Annotated in this window: 18 protein-coding genes and 1 pseudogene; 12 read left to right on the top strand and 7 right to left on the bottom strand. The window is 59.5% G+C overall.

What is annotated here, in order from left to right:
• Positions 1 to 50: 50 nt before the first annotated feature.
• The 5 genes from BLW66_RS17460 to BLW66_RS17440 all read left to right on the top strand — a co-directional run bounded on the left by BLW66_RS17460 (position 51) and on the right by BLW66_RS17440 (position 4,525).
• The gene (locus BLW66_RS17460) at positions 51 to 959 is read left to right on the top strand and encodes a DUF1403 family protein (protein WP_089949085.1); all 909 of its coding nucleotides are present in this window, start codon (positions 51 to 53) and stop codon (positions 957 to 959) included.
• 2 nt (positions 960 to 961) lie between these two features.
• A complete protein-coding gene (gene scpB, locus BLW66_RS17455) occupies positions 962 to 1,552 on the top strand; it encodes an SMC-Scp complex subunit ScpB (RefSeq protein WP_089949083.1) in 591 nt (196 codons plus the stop codon).
• Between the two features lie 204 nt (positions 1,553 to 1,756).
• Entirely contained in the window at positions 1,757 to 3,340 is a 1,584-nt protein-coding gene (locus BLW66_RS17450; RefSeq protein ID WP_089949080.1) for an ABC-F family ATP-binding cassette domain-containing protein, read from the top strand.
• A gap of 254 nt (positions 3,341 to 3,594) precedes the next feature.
• Positions 3,595 to 4,044: a GNAT family N-acetyltransferase gene (locus tag BLW66_RS17445; protein ID WP_089949077.1), complete on the top strand. Its 450-nt coding sequence runs from the start codon at positions 3,595 to 3,597 to the stop codon at positions 4,042 to 4,044.
• Between the two features lie 184 nt (positions 4,045 to 4,228).
• Positions 4,229 to 4,525 carry a YciI family protein gene (locus BLW66_RS17440; RefSeq protein ID WP_089949074.1) on the top strand — a complete coding sequence of 99 codons (297 nt, stop codon included), beginning with the start codon at positions 4,229 to 4,231 and terminating at the stop codon, positions 4,523 to 4,525.
• A gap of 168 nt (positions 4,526 to 4,693) precedes the next feature.
• Here the strand turns inward: BLW66_RS17440 and BLW66_RS17435 are convergent, their stop codons facing one another.
• Positions 4,694 to 5,596, bottom strand: coding sequence for a LysR family transcriptional regulator (locus BLW66_RS17435; RefSeq protein WP_089949071.1), 903 nt, complete (start codon positions 5,594 to 5,596; stop codon positions 4,694 to 4,696).
• A gap of 107 nt (positions 5,597 to 5,703) precedes the next feature.
• On the opposite strand from BLW66_RS17435, the gene BLW66_RS17430 reads away from it, so the two are divergent.
• The 5 genes from BLW66_RS17430 (at position 5,704) to BLW66_RS17410 (ending at position 9,509) form a co-directional block, all read left to right on the top strand.
• A complete protein-coding gene (locus tag BLW66_RS17430; protein WP_089949068.1) occupies positions 5,704 to 6,327 on the top strand; it encodes a glutathione S-transferase family protein in 624 nt (207 codons plus the stop codon).
• An 11-nt stretch (positions 6,328 to 6,338) separates the two neighbouring features.
• Positions 6,339 to 6,815 (top strand): nuclear transport factor 2 family protein, encoded by a 477-nt coding sequence (locus BLW66_RS17425; RefSeq protein ID WP_089949066.1) that lies wholly within the window; start codon positions 6,339 to 6,341, stop codon positions 6,813 to 6,815.
• A 69-nt stretch (positions 6,816 to 6,884) separates the two neighbouring features.
• Entirely contained in the window at positions 6,885 to 8,858 is a 1,974-nt protein-coding gene (locus BLW66_RS17420; protein ID WP_089949063.1) for a pyridoxamine 5'-phosphate oxidase family protein, read from the top strand.
• 54 nt (positions 8,859 to 8,912) lie between these two features.
• The gene (locus BLW66_RS18000; protein ID WP_170833521.1) at positions 8,913 to 9,053 is read left to right on the top strand and encodes a hypothetical protein; all 141 of its coding nucleotides are present in this window, start codon (positions 8,913 to 8,915) and stop codon (positions 9,051 to 9,053) included.
• Between the two features lie 48 nt (positions 9,054 to 9,101).
• Complete coding sequence (locus BLW66_RS17410; protein ID WP_089949057.1) at positions 9,102 to 9,509, top strand: hypothetical protein; 408 nt, start codon at positions 9,102 to 9,104, stop codon at positions 9,507 to 9,509.
• Positions 9,510 to 10,125: 616 nt separating this feature from the next.
• Here the strand turns inward: BLW66_RS17410 and BLW66_RS17405 are convergent.
• Entirely contained in the window at positions 10,126 to 10,524 is a 399-nt protein-coding gene (locus BLW66_RS17405; protein ID WP_089949055.1) for a RidA family protein, read from the bottom strand.
• A 125-nt stretch (positions 10,525 to 10,649) separates the two neighbouring features.
• On the opposite strand from BLW66_RS17405, the gene BLW66_RS17400 reads away from it, so the two are divergent.
• Positions 10,650 to 11,267, top strand: coding sequence for a TetR/AcrR family transcriptional regulator (locus tag BLW66_RS17400; RefSeq protein ID WP_089949052.1), 618 nt, complete (start codon positions 10,650 to 10,652; stop codon positions 11,265 to 11,267).
• Here BLW66_RS17400 and BLW66_RS17395 read toward each other — a convergent pair.
• Positions 11,264 to 12,205, bottom strand: coding sequence for an alpha/beta hydrolase family protein (locus BLW66_RS17395; RefSeq protein ID WP_089949049.1), 942 nt, complete (start codon positions 12,203 to 12,205; stop codon positions 11,264 to 11,266). The genes BLW66_RS17400 and BLW66_RS17395 overlap by 4 nt on opposite strands.
• 53 nt (positions 12,206 to 12,258) lie before the next feature.
• Complete coding sequence (locus BLW66_RS17390) at positions 12,259 to 13,017, bottom strand: SDR family oxidoreductase (RefSeq protein WP_089949046.1); 759 nt, start codon at positions 13,015 to 13,017, stop codon at positions 12,259 to 12,261.
• A 98-nt stretch (positions 13,018 to 13,115) separates the two neighbouring features.
• On the opposite strand from BLW66_RS17390, the gene BLW66_RS17385 reads away from it, so the two are divergent.
• The gene (locus tag BLW66_RS17385; protein WP_089949168.1) at positions 13,116 to 14,048 is read left to right on the top strand and encodes an AraC family transcriptional regulator; all 933 of its coding nucleotides are present in this window, start codon (positions 13,116 to 13,118) and stop codon (positions 14,046 to 14,048) included.
• On the opposite strand, the pseudogene BLW66_RS18155 reads toward BLW66_RS17385, so the two are convergent.
• The 3 genes and pseudogenes from BLW66_RS18155 to BLW66_RS17370 all read right to left on the bottom strand — a co-directional run bounded on the left by BLW66_RS18155 (position 13,972) and on the right by BLW66_RS17370 (position 15,612).
• Positions 13,972 to 14,322: pseudogene (locus BLW66_RS18155) on the bottom strand (Rid family detoxifying hydrolase). The gene BLW66_RS17385 and the pseudogene BLW66_RS18155 sit on opposite strands and share 77 nt — an antisense overlap.
• A 52-nt stretch (positions 14,323 to 14,374) precedes the next feature.
• Entirely contained in the window at positions 14,375 to 15,226 is an 852-nt protein-coding gene (locus BLW66_RS17375) for an energy transducer TonB (RefSeq protein ID WP_089949043.1), read from the bottom strand.
• Positions 15,223 to 15,612, bottom strand: coding sequence for an ExbD/TolR family protein (locus BLW66_RS17370; RefSeq protein WP_089949040.1), 390 nt, complete (start codon positions 15,610 to 15,612; stop codon positions 15,223 to 15,225). Before BLW66_RS17370 ends, BLW66_RS17375 begins: the two co-directional genes overlap by 4 nt.

The raw sequence follows: 15,612 nt of genomic DNA, 5'->3' as shown, positions 1-15,612 counted from the left end.
TTCTGTGCCGAATTGTGGACAAAAGCGCCGTGTAGGATTAGGGGTGTAGCATGACCTACCAGCCAACCGATATCTCCGACGACCAGAATACCCTACCGAAGCTGCCCGCTTGGGTCACCTCTGCGCGGCCCAAAACCCCTGAAGATGTGGCGTTTTTGTCGGGTGCGGCGCTCTCCCACCTGCATCTTGTGTTGGAGCGGGAAGACGTCCCCCGAAGCTTGTTGCGCGCGCGCCTCGCCCTGCGCGCGGCGGAGGCTTGCGTGACGCATCAAGGGCGGCCGGAAAGGGCAGGGGATTTGCGCGATGCTGTAGCGTTCCTGCACCCCGGTGATAGCCCCGGGCCATCGGGTGAAATTGCCCTGTCGTGGCAACGGGCGGTGGCGCGTCCGGTCTCTGTGGATGCGCTGCAAGGGGCACTGCTGGACGTGGGGCCGGAGCGGATCGCGACTTGGCTGGATGCGTACGACCAATGCGGCGCGGGACATGTGGGGGCAGCGTCGCGGGCCGCAGCAGTTCTGCAAACTGTTCTGGAGGAGCGGCCGCGCGATCCCTCAACCGCGTTGTTATTGGCTGACGCGGCCTTAGCGCAAGCGCTTGGGTGGACCCATGTTGTGCCGCTTTTGGCACTTGGTCTCAAGCGCGGTGATCTGCGGACGGAGGGTGACGAGTTACGTACGTCCGTCCATCGGGCGCTTGTGGCTGCTGCCGTGGAGGTGATCCGCGAGGGGGCAGACCTAGCGCGCCGCGCGGCGCGGTTGCGAGAGGTCGCGCCGAGGCTGAGAGCGAAGGGAGCAGAGGACGCCGTGACCGTGTTTCTGGCGCGCGATGCGGTGGCACCTGCGGCCCTGACGTCGCTGCGCTCCGACCGGGCCGCGCGACGGTTCTGCGACCGGCTGGTGGATCTGGGCGCGGTGCGCGAGCTCACCGGTCGCGACACGTTCCGGCTTTACGGGCTTTGACGATGGCGAAGAGTGACGCAGACCAAACGCTCAATCGGGAGCTTGGGGACATACCGGCAGAACTGCGCTGGCGCGAATGGATGCGCCGGATCGAAGCGGTGCTCTTTGCTTCTGCCTCACCTGTCCCGCGCGAAGACCTTGCGCGTGTGGTGGGGCAGGGAGCCTCGGTCGAACTGCTTATCGAGGACCTTGCCGCCGATATTGAAGGCCGGTCCTTCGAGGTGGCGAAGGTGGCCGACGGCTGGATGTTTCGCACGCGGCCCGTCTACGCGACCGCGATCAAAGCCGCTTCAGACGTTGCAGACCAAGACCTCGACCTGCGGGAGTTCGATATCGCCGTCTTGGCAGCCATTGCCTACCACCAACCGCTGACCCGCGACGGTTTGAAGGACATCTTTGGCAAAGATATCAGCCGCGACCTGATCGGGCGGTTGCACGCGCAAGATCTGATCGGAACCGGTCCACGATCCCCTAGGCGCGGGGCTCCATATACGTATGTGACGACGCAGAAGTTCTTAGTCGCGTTCGGAATGGAGAGCTTGCAAGACCTGCCGGATCGCGAGCAGCTGGTGGATGCAGGGTTGGCAAGTTGACAGGCGCAATCCCGTCTGGTGCCAAGATGAGCGGCACGCGTTTCGCGGTGCGTTTGGCGTAGCTGCCAAACTCTGCGCTGTGGCGGGGCGCGTTTGACTTGTGACAGCGCCCTGACTATTTAGGAATGAGACAAGGAGACACGACAATGGATCACACGCGCATCAACTGAACCCCTTATCCGGTTTCTACATGCGAGCGTGTTTATGTCTTTTGTTACCCTTGCCGGCGTCAGCTGGCACACTTCCGATCACTCCCTTCTTTTCGACGATCTGTCGCTGACCTTCGGGGACAGACGCACGGGGCTGGTGGGCCGCAACGGCACTGGTAAGTCGACGTTGCTGCGGCTGGTTGCGGGTGAGATCACCCCCGTTGCTGGTCGCGTCGTCGCGCCGCCCTCCACCGTATTGATGCGGCAGGACGCGACCGACGACGGGCAAATTACAATTGCCGACCTCTTTGACGCCGCCGCGCCGCTGGAGGTTTTGCGCCGCGCCAGCGCAGGCTTGGCCAGCCTCGACGAGCTTGACGCGGCCGATTGGACGCTTGAGGCGCGGATCAACAGTGCGTTGACCGCCTTGGGGCTGGATTACCCGCCCGGCACACCATTGGAACGACTATCGGGGGGCGAGCGCACGCGGGCGGCTTTGGCCGGGTTGATCTTTCAAAAGCCCGACGTGTTGCTGCTGGACGAACCGACCAACCACCTTGACCGTGCGGGGCGGGCTGCCGTGGCGTCGGTGCTGGGCGATTGGAAGGGCTGTGCGATTGTTGCGAGCCATGACCGGTGCCTGCTGGAGCAGATGGACGATATTGTCGCGCTGACAGGCCTCGGCCGGCGCAGTTATGGCGGCGGCTATAGCGCCTATGAAGCACAAAAGAACCACGAACTTGCGGTCGCTTCCGAACGGCTGGCGCACGCCGAACAACAAAGGGCGGGAGTCCGCGCTCGCACCCAACAGGCGGCAGAGCGTAAGGCGCGCACAGACGGGCAGGGCAGGCGGTTGCGCGCCTCGGGCAGTCAATCGAAACTGGTGCTGGATGCCGCCAAAGAGCGCAGCGAAGGGTCCGGTGCCTCGGCCGCGCGGCTGCGCGAGAAACAGATCGCGGACGCCGAAGCTGACTTGGCGGCTGCGCGCGATGCCGTCGACGTGCTCCAGCCCTTGACCATGGATATTCCGTCCAGCGGTCTGGCGGCGGGGCGCGATGTGCTGACCTGTGATGGGCTGACTGTCGGTTTTGACGGGCAAAACCCGGTGTTCAACGGGTTTTCCTTTGCGCTGCGCGGCCCGGAACGTATGGCGCTGACCGGCCCGAACGGTGTCGGGAAGTCGACGCTGTTGGCCTGTATCACTGGCGCGGTGGAGCCTGACGCGGGCCGCATCCAGACGCATGTACCCTTGGCCCTGCTCGATCAGGATCTCAGCCTTTTAGATCCGCACGAGACGGTGCAAGAGGCCTTTGCCCGACTTGATCCGTTGGCTAGCGAGAACCAACGCCGGGCTGCATTGGCGCGGTTCTTGTTTCGTGGAACGCAAGCAGAGCGCAGGATTGATAGCCTGAGCGGCGGCGAACGTCTGCGCGCTGGACTGGCCTGCATTCTGGGTCACAGCCAGCCGCGACAGCTTTTGCTGCTGGATGAGCCAAGCAACCACCTTGACCTTGACGCCATTGATGCTTTGGAAGGGGCATTGAACGGGTATGATGGCGCAATGATCGTGGTCAGCCACGACCCGTCATTCCTGAACCGGCTCGGGTTGACCCGCAGGCTTGAATTGGGATCCCCGTGATGTGTCCGCGTAAAATCGTGACCTGCAAACACTGCTGATCTTGGGCAGTGCGGCGCAGAGTGCGAGATCGTCTGCCGTCTGCTAGCCGAAGGCGGTGACGAATTGTATCGGCGCCATAAATAGGTTAGGCGTGCAAGTGCCTAGAACAAGGAGCTTGATGCGCAGAGGTTGAAATTTCGGACGATTACACACCGACTGCATTGCAGCGGACGATATTTCTTTGCGCGCAAAAGCGCCAATTCTTAGGACTACCAATGACAAAAACTGAACTCGAAATCCGCCCGTATCAGGCGGAGGACAACGCCGTGCTGACGGCTGTATGGCTCGACGCCTCCCGCATCGCTCATGACTTTCTGGGCGCGGCAAAGCTGACCGAGCAAAGCAAGCTGGTGTCGGACATTTACTTGCCGCAGGCGGAAACATGGGTCGCCTGTCTGGACGGCAAGCCGGTGGGCTTTCTGGGGTTGATGGACAACTACATCGGCGGGCTTTTCGTGTCGCCGGATGCGCAAGGGCGCGGGATCGGGCAAGCCATGATCGCGCACGGGTTGAAGCTGAAGGGCACCCTGACGCTTGATGTTTATGCCAAAAACCTGCGCACGGTCGCGTTCTACGAAAAACAGGGATTTGTAGAAACGGATCGCAGGCCAACCGATAAGGAAGGCCTGCCGTTCGAAGAAATCTCGATGAGCTTGTCCAGCTAAACGAGAGGGCGGGGCGATTGACAGTCGCCCCGCTTTGCACATTCTAGCGCGAAGCCAAGGCGCGCCAGGCCTTGCCAATGCCTATCCGGATGAACCGTTTCTGGAGCAGGAGGTTCAACAAATGCCGGCCTGGCTGGATGCGGTTGCGGATGGCGCAGAAATCAAAACGTGAAGGGAATTCGACATGTATATCATCACTCTTAACCTGACGGAAAAGAAGGGCGAGGCCGCCGCACATATGGCGGCTCACAACGAATGGATTGCAAAGGGGTTCGAGGATGGCGTGTTCTTGCTTGTCGGTGGGCTGAAGCCGCAAGGCGGCGGTGCCATTCTTGCCACATGTGATGATCGCTCGGAGATCGAAGCACGGATGGCTGCGGATCCCTTTGTCCGCGAGGGCATTGCAACGGCACAGATTCAGGAGGTTTCGCCCGCGCGCGCAGATCAGCGTTTGTCGTCCCTGAAGGTCGCGGTGGCGTGAGCGATCTGTTTATAGGGCCGGACAGTTGCGCCAAATGCAGTTGGTCGAAATGGTAAAGACCGAGGGATCTATGGCAGCGTTCTTCTCGTCGTTCGCGGCATACAGAAGCGGGAAATCCACTTGCGAAACAATTTGGAAGTGCTCAGACGGACCGAATACCTGTGATGGTTAATCCCTGCCATCAGCGCACAATGCCGGATCATCCGCCAAGTGATCAATAAGAGCACGTACTCTGGCCGTTAGGTGCCGATTATGTGGAAAAAGCGCTGCCACAACATAGGGTGAGACGCGTTGCTCGGCAAAAAGTTCGACCAGATCACCCGCTTTCAAAGCATCCGCAACCGTATATGCGGGGCATCGTGCGATTGCGGCACCCGCTGCGGCAAGGCGCGCGGATCCGGCTGGTGCGTTCATCCGGAAACGCCCGTTTACCTGAACTGCTTCTTCCTGCCCGTTGATCATGAACCTCCAGACTGTAGGTTCTGTCATATTGCCGTCGAGTATGCACTCATGGGTGGCAAGCGCCTGTGGATGGCTCGGTGTCCCCGCGTGTTTCAAATAGGCGGGTGATGCACAGACAACCAAAGGCATGCGCCCAAGCTGGCGGACTTTGAGCGAGCTGTCCCGCATCGGACCAATCCTGACGGCAAGATCAAGCCCTTCGTCAACAATCGAAACTCTGCGGTCCGAGAACTTTAGGTCGAGCTCTACATTTGGGTGTTTCTCGGCAAATCGGGCGAGCGATGGAACAAGCCGCAATGCGCCGAAACCCGTGGGTGCCGACATGTGGATTGCGCCGCGCAGCGATGCCTGTTCGTTCCTGACTTTTTCCTCCAGCTCATCAAACCCATCAAGAAGCGGCGCGCATAAGGCAAGGTATGTGGCACCCGCATCCGTCAGCGTGACACTGCGTGTTGTGCGGTTCAGCAGTTGCACACCAAGCGCGTTTTCCAGATCGGCCACATATTTGCTGACCAAACGCGCAGATCGCCCCATGCGCTGTGCTGCGATGGTGAAAGAGGCGTTTTTTGCAACAAGCGCAAAGGCGCGCATGCGATCGATTTTGTCCATAGGATTACGCCCTTTCAGGGCCAAATGTTACGCTAAAACTGGCAATTATCCCAAATCAGTACAGCAGTTATTCTTGACTTAACATCTGGAAATAACTGGAGACGTTGATGTCAAACGCTGTTCGCATTCACCATTTCGCCAAATCTGGCCACGCACATCGCGCCTTGGTGTTCGCCAAGCTCGCAGGGATTGCGCATGAAGCCGTCTCTGTTGATCTTATGTCAGGCGCGCATAAATCGCCTGAGTTTCTGGCGATGAACCCGAACGGGCAGGTGCCGGTTCTTGAGGATGGCGACGCAATCGTATCGGATTCCAACGCGATCCTTGTCTATCTCGCACGGAAGTATGCGCCCGACTGGATTCCAGACACGGCCCTTGGCGAAGCCGATGTCCAGCGTTGGCTTACCCTCGCGGCAGGAGAAATTGCCTTTGGATCCTGTGCAGCGCGACTGATCACCGTTTTCGGCGCACCATTGGACCCAGAATTTGCCGCCGCAGTGGCCACTCGGGCGATGCAAAAGCTGGAACACGGGCTGGAAGGGCGCGATTGGCTTGTCGGTGATCGTCCGACCATCGCAGATGTTGCAGCATATTCCTACACCGCGCACGCGCCAGAGGGGAATGTATCGCTTGATCCTTATCCGAATGTTCGGGCTTGGCTTGTCCGTTTTGAGGCCCTGCCCGGATTTGAAGCCATGCCCGCGACCGCCGTTGGTCTTGCGGCTGAGTAAAGGGATTTGACATGACCACCGAAGCGCCCCGACATCCGCTGCCGCCATTCACCAAAGAGACAGCCATCGAAAAAGTCCGCCTTGCCGAAGACGGATGGAACGGTTGCGACCCTGCCAAGGTCGCGCTCGCCTATACGCCCGACAGCAAGTGGCGCAATCGGGCCGAATTCCCCGAAGGGCGCGCCGAGATCGAAGAATTCCTGACCCGCAAATGGGACAAGGAACTGGACTATCGCTTGATCAAGGAGCTGTGGGTGTATGATGGGAACCGCATCGCAGTACGTTATGCCTATGAATACCACGATGACAGCGGCAACTGGTTCCGTGCCTACGGCAACGAGAATTGGGAGTTCGACGAAAACGGCTACATGGACCGTCGGTTTGCCAGCATCAACGAGCATCCGATTGCCGCGGCAGATCGTAAATTCCATTGGCCGCTTGGGCGTCGGCCTGACGGTCACCCCAGTCTCGGCGACTTGGGGCTTTAATCCAGCATTCGGGAGCAGGCAGATGCCCCTGAATGCAAAATTCCACGATAGGGGCGGAAGGATCAGGCAATGACGCAGATACATCGGTCGCATGCGGGGGAATTGCTGCTGCAAGAGCGGCGTAATACACCCAAAGAGGTCATGGATGGCATTCCCCACTACATCGCCAGTGATATGCCGCAGCAACATGCGGATTTCTTTGCGGGCCTGTCCTATCTGCCGTTGGCAACGCTCGACCAGCAGGGGCGGCCTTGGGTTAGTCTTTTGGTGACGGCGTCGGAGGGTGATCCATCGCTCGGCATCAGACAGGATGGGCGCAGCACGACCGATATCGTTGCAGAAACCTCCCCCTATGACCCTTTTGCGCGCGCCTTGCGGCAAGCGGCGATGCCCGCCGACCAAAGGCGGCTCTTTGCAGGGGTCGGTATTGATTTCAATAACCGTCGACGCAACAAGATCGCCGGAGCAATTGACGAAGCATCTGTTGAGGAGTCTGGAAAATTGCGGCTTCGGCTGATTTCCGACCAGCATCTCGGGAATTGCCCGAAGTACATCACCGTGCGCGCGTTGAGGCATGTGCAGCGCACAGCAGAGCTTGCGCATGACAGCTTTGATACGGGGACCGGGGCCTTGCCCGTTGACGCCAAAGCCGTGGTTGGTCAATCAAGCACCGTCTTCTTGGCAACAAAATACACCGCCGCGGATGATACGGCGGACACTCAAACTGATATGGGCGTCAATCATCGCGGTGGCGCGCCGGGCTTCACCCGCCTCTACGAAGAGAGGGATGGCGAGAAAGTTACGACTTTCCTTGTGATGCCTGACCATTCCGGCAATCGTTTTTACCAATCCTTGGGCAACATCGAGACGGACCCTCAGGTCGGTCTGGTGTTTCCGGACTTCACAACGGGTCATGTCCTGTATGTCACCGGCGAAGCTGAAAACCTGCTTGATCAGGATGCCGAAGCGTTGATGCCGCGTGTAAGCTTGCTGACCCGCATCAAGGTTTCCGGTGCAGTATTGGTCAAAAATGGCCTCAACCTAGAACTGGCATCAGCGGAGCAGTTTTCGCCCTACAACCCGCCAACAAGACACCTGCGGCGGGAGTTGGACCAGATGGGGCACGCGCCTGTCGCCCAAGACAGCTCTGCGGGAATAACCGCAACGCTTGTTTCCGCACAGACCCTTTCCGACAGCATCAAGACATTCAACTTCAAGCTCTCTTCGCCCGTCAATGCGCCCTTACCCGGAGGATTTGGTGTATTTGATTTCTCGGGGATACTGGATGCAGGTTACAGCCATATGAACGAGGCCAACCCGCAGTTGGTGAACGAGGATTATGTGCGCACATGGACACTTTCCGGCTCGGCTGAGTTTGATGCGCAAAGCAATGTTTTTCGCCCGACCGATCACGTCAGCATTACCGTAAAACGCAAACTAGGCGGCTTGTTGTCAAATGTTCTGCACGACAACGCAGGCAAACTGATCACGCATAACCTGCCCGTTGCTTTCAAAGGCACCGGCGCGGGGTTCACTTGTTTCTCCCAACCCTCGGACGGTGCCGCGCCAAGTGTTCCGTCACAGATGCTTTGGCTCGCAGGGGGCGTTGGCGTTACGCCATTTATGGCGATGTGGGACGGCATACTCGAAGTTGCGCGGGCTCATCCGAGCCAGATTGCAACCGACATCGTTCTGCTGTTTTCAGGGCGCGATGATGACATCAATGTCCTGAAACGCTTTCAGGATAAGCGCGGGTCGCTTCCTTATCATGTGAAGCTTCATATCGGCGCATTTCAAAGCGGCAAGGGCGGCGCGATTGCGGTGCAATCCGCGCGGGACGGCTTGCGCCAGACCTACCCTGATGGCGCTTTGGGAATGCACGAGCGGCGCATGGAGGTCAGTGACATTCGATCCGTCGCGCGCCTTCACGATCGCGAGGTATTCATGTGCGGACCGGATGCTTTGATGACGTGGTGCGAAGCGACGCTTACCGAACTGGGCGTAGAAGAAGCCCGTCGCCATCGCGAGTCTTTTGTTTTTTGAATGTCCCACACTGTTGAAGATCAGTTCATCTCGGTTGATGGCACCCAGGCGGTCATGAAGGGCGTGACTCGCGCCGCTGTCGAAAGCCAGCGTTTCCAGCTTGAAGGGTCGTACATCTACGTCCTTGAGCGTGAGAACGAAGGCGCACCATGGCAGATCGTACTGGACATGTTCAACAACTACGCAGCCGATTGATCCTCGGCATCCACCCTCTCAAAGAAGAATGACATTAGGAAAATCAACATGGCCATGACTGAAGATCACACGAACGCAGCCGCTGTCAAAGAGACACTGGACGGGCTGATCCACGGCGTATCGGGGCACTCGTTTGAAGTGCTGGACAGCCTCTATCACCGCGACATGCGGACCTATCTTCTCCTCAACGATGGCACCTTGATGCGTAATGACAAGAAGGGGTTCATGGCCTTCATCAAGAATAATATGGGTGCGCTGAAGGACGACGATCCGTGGGTAAAGTACCACCTCGTCGAGGCGGACGATACCCATGGCCATATCGTGGTGAGCCGCAAGAACGATGCCACCGGGCGCTATCAACTTATCTCACTCAGCATCGACTTCGTGTTTGAAGATGGCCGTTGGCAGATCACCCGCGAGGTCATCATGACACGTGACGCAGCGACAGACGCGTAAGCTGTGGGCTTTTGGTCAGGTGCGCCCCTCGGCGGTCCCGCCGAAAAGATACCGTTGCCAGCATGATTGCGCCGCTCGTTCTTGATAGTGTAGGCGCACCAATTTTGCCTTGGCAGCCATTCGGATAAACCGCCACGTTACAGCGAGGCTCGCAGTATCGTGGCGATCCGACGTCGGGGCGGTGATTTTCGCATCGGGATAGTCCTTGAACCAAACCGCCAGTTGGTCCAGCAGCGGTTTGAGCGCGGCGCCATTGTTGCTCCGTCTCGCTCCTTGTTATCGGGACAGGAAGTCGAAAGACATGCACCAAAATCACGATATTCATCCGGGTCTCCCAAACCAGATTGCCAGACGGCAACCGCCAAAAGAGTTCAACTTTGATCTGTTCTCCTACGGCGTTTCCATCTTGGACCAACTGCGGTGGGCAGCTGAACAATCCGCCCCAAGCCTGATAGGCCGTGGCAGGCTTTTCCCGGGTTTACGCCACTTTCGACGCGGCGCGCCTGTCTCTGGTATTCTTTGACTAGACCCCTGCGAGAACGGGGGGAGTAGGGTTCTTCAAGAGATAGATGCTTTCCGAGGCATGACTTTCAGGGCCGCGGAATTCAGTATGTCTTCACGCACTGGGTGCGCGGGCAATCACTTTGATTTCGAAGTCAAACCCCGCGAGCCAATTCACGCCAAGTGCTGTCCAGTTGGGGTAAGGGGCTTGGTCAAAAACGCTCGCCTTGACCTCCATGATGTCCGCAAACTGGTTTTCCGGATCGGTATGAAAGGTTGTCACGTCAACGATGTCATCGGTGCTGCAACCGGCGGCTTCGAGTACGGCCTTCAAGTTGTCAAAGGCCAATTCGACCTGCTTTTTGAAGTCAGGTTCAGGCGAGCCGTCTTCGCGGCTGCCGACCTGACCAGAAACAAAAACCAGATCGCCGGATTTGATCGCAGCGGAATATCCGTGCGCTTCGTAAAGCGCGTGACGGTTGGCGGGGAAGATTGCTTCGTTGGTAAGCGCCATGTGGACCTCATATGTCAGACGTGGAATCCTTCACCGCATTCATATACGGTGTGTATGTGATCTAACCCGCATACACACCGTATGTCAATTGACATACACTACGTATGTGAAAGAAGGAGACGTTGATGGAAAGTCAGACCCGAGCCAAAAAGATGGAAGCGACTCGCAAGAAACTCATCGCAGCGGGGCGTAAAGCCTTTGCGAAAAAAGGGTTTGCAGCAGCGTCGATGGACGAATTGACCGCCGAAGCAGGGCTGACACGGGGCGCGCTTTACCATAATTTTGGCGACAAGAAGGGCCTGATGGCTGCTGTTGTCGACCAGATCGACATGGCCATGGCGACCAAGGCTAAGGAAGCCGGTGAAGAGATCGGTGGAGGTTGGGAAGGCCTTCTGGCTGAAGGTAGAGCTTACATTGAGATGGCGCTCGAACCAGAAGTGCAGCGAATTGTGCTGCTGGATGGTCCGGCGGTATTGGGGGACCCCGCCCAATGGCCCAGTCAGAACCGCTGTCTGCAGGGGACGATTGGAACACTCCGTGCACTGGCGTCCGAAGGGCTGATCAAACCCGTTGATATCGAAGCGCTAGCGCGTCTCTTGAATGGTGTTGCGTTAAATGCGGCGCTTTGGGTCGCCTCTAGCGAAGACGCCCAAGGAACATTGCCCAAAGCCATAGCGGCCTTCGAGTGTCTGGCCACAGGCGTTTTGAATAAAGCGCCGCAGGCTGTGCATGAAAGCGGCTAAGGGGCCAGCGCAACTTTCGCAATGGACGCTGCATTTTGTTCAAGTGCGGATTGGCTCCGGACCCATGCGGTGGCATCGATTGATAATCGGGTTCTGAGCCAGGCCAAGGTCAGCCGCCGTGTGGCTTCCAGTGCATCTGGGTCTTCTGTCTCGGTTTCGCGCGCGTCCCACCCCGCGATCCCGCCCAACCCGTGGCCGACGCCTTTGATTGTCAACAAGGCCTCGCCGCCGGGCGCGTCATGAAACGCATCAGCGTGCCATTCAGGACCACGGGGCGTGAAGTGTGGGGTATCGTCGGCACCGCAGACCACGAGGGTCGGGACCCTGATCCCACTAAAATCGAGGTCGAAGAAGGGAAAGCGCGCCGCGCTTTCAGGTGTCAGATCGGTGCCGCCCCGACCGGGGGACGCGAGCAGAATGCCTGCCCTGATACGTGGATCAGAGAAGTCTTCGCTTTGCAACTTTGCACCAAGCAGCAGGCTGCATGTAAAGCCGCCGAAGGAGTGGCCTGCTACTGCGATTTGAGCGCGATCCAATCGACCGGCTATGGTTGGCGCCTGAAGCTCAACCTGATCAAGCTGATCGAGGATAGCGCGTATTTCGTTCACCCGTTCCCGCCAGAAAAACGGGCCCGCAGGCAAATCAGGATCAAGCCCCGCTACGCGTGAGCTTGCATGTGTGGGCTGTATGACGACCATCCCGCGCTCCGCCCAGAACTGCGCAAGCGGGGCGTAGCCGTCCTTGGACGGGATGTAATTCGAGGGACCGAACCCATGCGACAAGATCACGATGGGTAAGTTGTATCCGGTCGCAGGTGCCGTGAGGCGCAACTCAAGTGGCTGACGGCCCTCCATGGGCAGCTTGATCGGTGAATAGGCCACAGTGAGTTGCGGGTCTGGCGTTGGCAGGGCGCGGGAGGCATTGATCAATCGGTTCATCGGAGCGGTTCCTTGTGGCGGGGATAATTGGGTGGCTTGCTGTGGCCTATGGATCAGCCCACAGGCAGGCCTTCTTCGCGAAACAAAGCCGTCGCGTCGGCGCCGGCGGGCAGCTTCATTGGCGCGGTCTCATCGGTAACGGCGCGCCAGACAGCCTGCGCGACATCGCCCACCTCGGTTTTCTTGGCCTCGGATTGGAGGCTCTGAACGTAAGCCTGCACGAACGGGCCGTAGGCTTGGGGGATATCCATGCCCATTCGCGCGACTGCATTTTGCCCGAACGATGTTGCCTTTGCGCTGCCGGGAAGGACCAACCTGACACGGACGCCAAATTCCGCCGCCTCCAGCGCGAAGCTTTCGGTAAAGGCATTCAGGGCGGCCTTGCTGGCAGAGTAGATCGACAGGGCGGGAAGCGGGCGCAGGGTCACGCTGGAACTGACGTTAACGATGACACCGTTTCGCTGCGTCCGCATTGCGGGCATCACAGCACGGGTCATCGCCATCGCACCCAACACATTCGTTTCAAATAATTCGCGGACTCGGTCTATGTCTGCCCCTTCCAGCACATTGAGCATGCCGACACCTGCGTTGTTCACCAGCGCGTCGATCTGCCCCGCATCGGCAACCGCAGCGGCAATGCTTTCTGGGTCGGTCACGTCCAAGGCGAGAACTTTTAGGCGCTCGCCCTCTGGCAGCCCTGCGGCGGAGGGCGAGCGCATTGTCGCGATGACGTCCCAGCCCTGATCGAGAAACTGCGCGGCGATGGCTTGGCCGAAGCCGGAGGAACAACCAGTGATGAGAATACGGGGCATTTTCAGATCTCCTTGTCTATGATGAAAAGGAGATAGACGGCAGTGTTCGGTCATTCTATATTCAGGTGTCCAAAATAATTCATCAAGCGTCCAGATTCATGCTCGACACCCCGTCAGATCCTCTGTCCAGCGTCGTGACCCTGCTGAAGCCTGCGGTGTCCATATCGAAGATGGTCGAGGCTGGCGGCCAGTGGTTGGTGGAGCGTCACGACATGGCCAGCCCCTTCTATTGCGCGATGGTTGAAGGGCAGTGCCGATTGCACATCACAGGGCGCGATCCGGTCACGTTGAGGGCCGGAGATTTCGTCCTGATCCCGCACTTGCAGGGCTTTACGATGTCGAGCGAGGTGCCGCCGCCGCCGCATGTGCCCCGCGTGCCTTTGGAAACCGGTCCCGGGCGGTTCCGGTTGGGCGTGTCAGAGGCCCCGGTCGATGTTCGCGCTCTGGTCGGGCATTGCAGCTTCGACACGCCAGCCAGTGACCTGCTTGTGTCACTGCTGCCCGATATGATCCACGTTTCAGGGCAGAGCCGTCTGACGGGTTTGGTGCCAGTCATCCACGAGGAAACCCGCGCCGACCGACCGGGGCGCGGGATGATCTTGGAGCGCTTGCTGGAGGTCCTGCTGATTGAGGCCCTGCGCTCGGGGCCGGCGGCGACCTTGCCGCCGGGGCTCCTGCGCGGCTTGTCGGATCCGAAATTGGCCGGCGCCTTGCAACGTATCCACGCCGAGGCGGGCAGCGCCCTATCCGTGTCAGACATGGCGCGGGCGGCGGGTATGTCCCGCTCCGGATTTTTCGAGCGGTTCCGCAAGCAGGTTGGCCGCGCGCCGATGGAATACGCAACTGACTGGCGTATGGCGGTCGCCAAGACCTTGCTGCGGCACGGCGGTCTGACAAATGCCGAGATCGCGCTGAAGGTCGGCTACGGGTCCGCCAGCGCATTCGGGCTCGCCTTCACTCGGCACGAGGGCGTCTCGCCCGGCGCTTTCGCGAATAAGAAACAGCTTCGACTTCCACGAGTGCCCCTTTAGGGAGGGCGGAGACTTCATAGCACGCTCTTGCAGGGAAGGGGGCTTGAAATGCCTTGCCGTATTCTTCGTTGATTTAGGCACATCCTGACAGATCGGTGAGCAGGATCGTCGTCTTCACTGTCCGCGATATATCGGCCCCTGCAGCCTCGGCGATGGCGTTAATGTTCGCGAGGCATTGGCGCCTCTGTCCAACGGCACCCGTCGCGGAAAAACCGCCCGTGGACGGGTCGATTGGCAACTGGCCTGAGACGAATAACACGTCGCCGACTGCCATGGCTTGGCTACGATATGTAGAAGTGACTGCGGCAGTCGGGTCGGCGCTCTGACTACCTACCCTTGATTTTGATTGAAAAGCTGCGCCGTGCTCCGTGCGGTGGGGCGGGGAAGGGTTGGGCTTTGCGGATTACACCTAACGCGGCTTTATCGAGCGCCGCCGAGCCGGAACTGCGGGCGATGGATAGGCTGCTGAGTTGTCCGCTTGACGCGATTGCGAAGGACACTACGGCGACGCCGCGCGTGCTGACGTTGGGTTTGCGGATGCGCGAGATGCGGTGCATGACCTTGCCCGGGTAATTGCTGGCGGCGGCGTTGCCGCTCTTCGCCGCGCGGCTTTTTTGTGTGCCTTGCGACGCGGCACGCGCGGTCTCGGTGCCAGTGGCGGCACCCTGCCGGTTGCTCACTTTTCCGGTGTCGCGCTTGGCCTTCGGGGCCTTTTTCTTGGCAGGGGCGGCTTTGGCGACTTTCACCGGTTTGCGCGGGGCGAGATCGGGGTCGCGCCGTTTCGGGCGGGGGGAGGTCGCGGCGGCATCCTCTGGCGCGGCCTTGATGATCTGTTTCGGCGTGCTGGGCGTTAACGGGGCAGCTGCCACGGGCGAGAGCACGGCCAGCGCGGTCGGGTCGGGCGCGGGTGTGGCCTTTGGCGCCGCGGCCGTGACTGGCTGGGGCGCCGTCACGATTGGCTTCGGTTGCACGGCTTCTGTTACCGTTTCCACCTTGGCGGGGGTTAAAGTGCCCGCGCTCATATCGGCGAAGTTTGCGCCTAGCCGTGCTTCGGCGGCGCCAGCGCTGCTTTCAATTTCCACTTTTGCGTCGGGGGCCAACGCGCCGGAGACCCCAAGGTGAGCCCCCGCCGCGAGCATCACGGCGGCGATCTTTATAGTGCGGGAGGTGGCAATCATTCTAGGCCCCGTTCGGTGACGATCATGATTTTACCCGCCCCTGCGCCGCGCAGGTCGCGGGCGATACGGATCATGTCTGTGGCGGGCAACGCGCGGTCGGGGACGATGCGGATCACCGTGCGGTCTTCCGCGCTTAGGCTGGACAGGTAGGCGGCGGCATCGGGCTGGTCTGCGCCTTGATAGGACAGCCTGCCATCGGCGTGGATCACAAGCGTATCGGGGGGCGCGCGGCCTTCCAGATCACGGGTGTCCACAAGGTTCAGCGTCTTGTCCAACGGTTGGGCGAGGGTGCCTGCCACCATGAAAAACACCAGCATTAGAAACACGATGTTGATGAGTGCAATGGTCGGTTCGCGTTGCGGTTTTGCCTTGGCCAATCTGCGCAT

The sequence above is a fragment of the Litoreibacter albidus genome (assembly GCF_900107015.1).
Classification (GTDB): Bacteria; Pseudomonadota; Alphaproteobacteria; order Rhodobacterales; family Rhodobacteraceae; genus Litoreibacter; species Litoreibacter albidus.
This window is presented reverse-complemented; position numbering and strand designations above follow the sequence as displayed.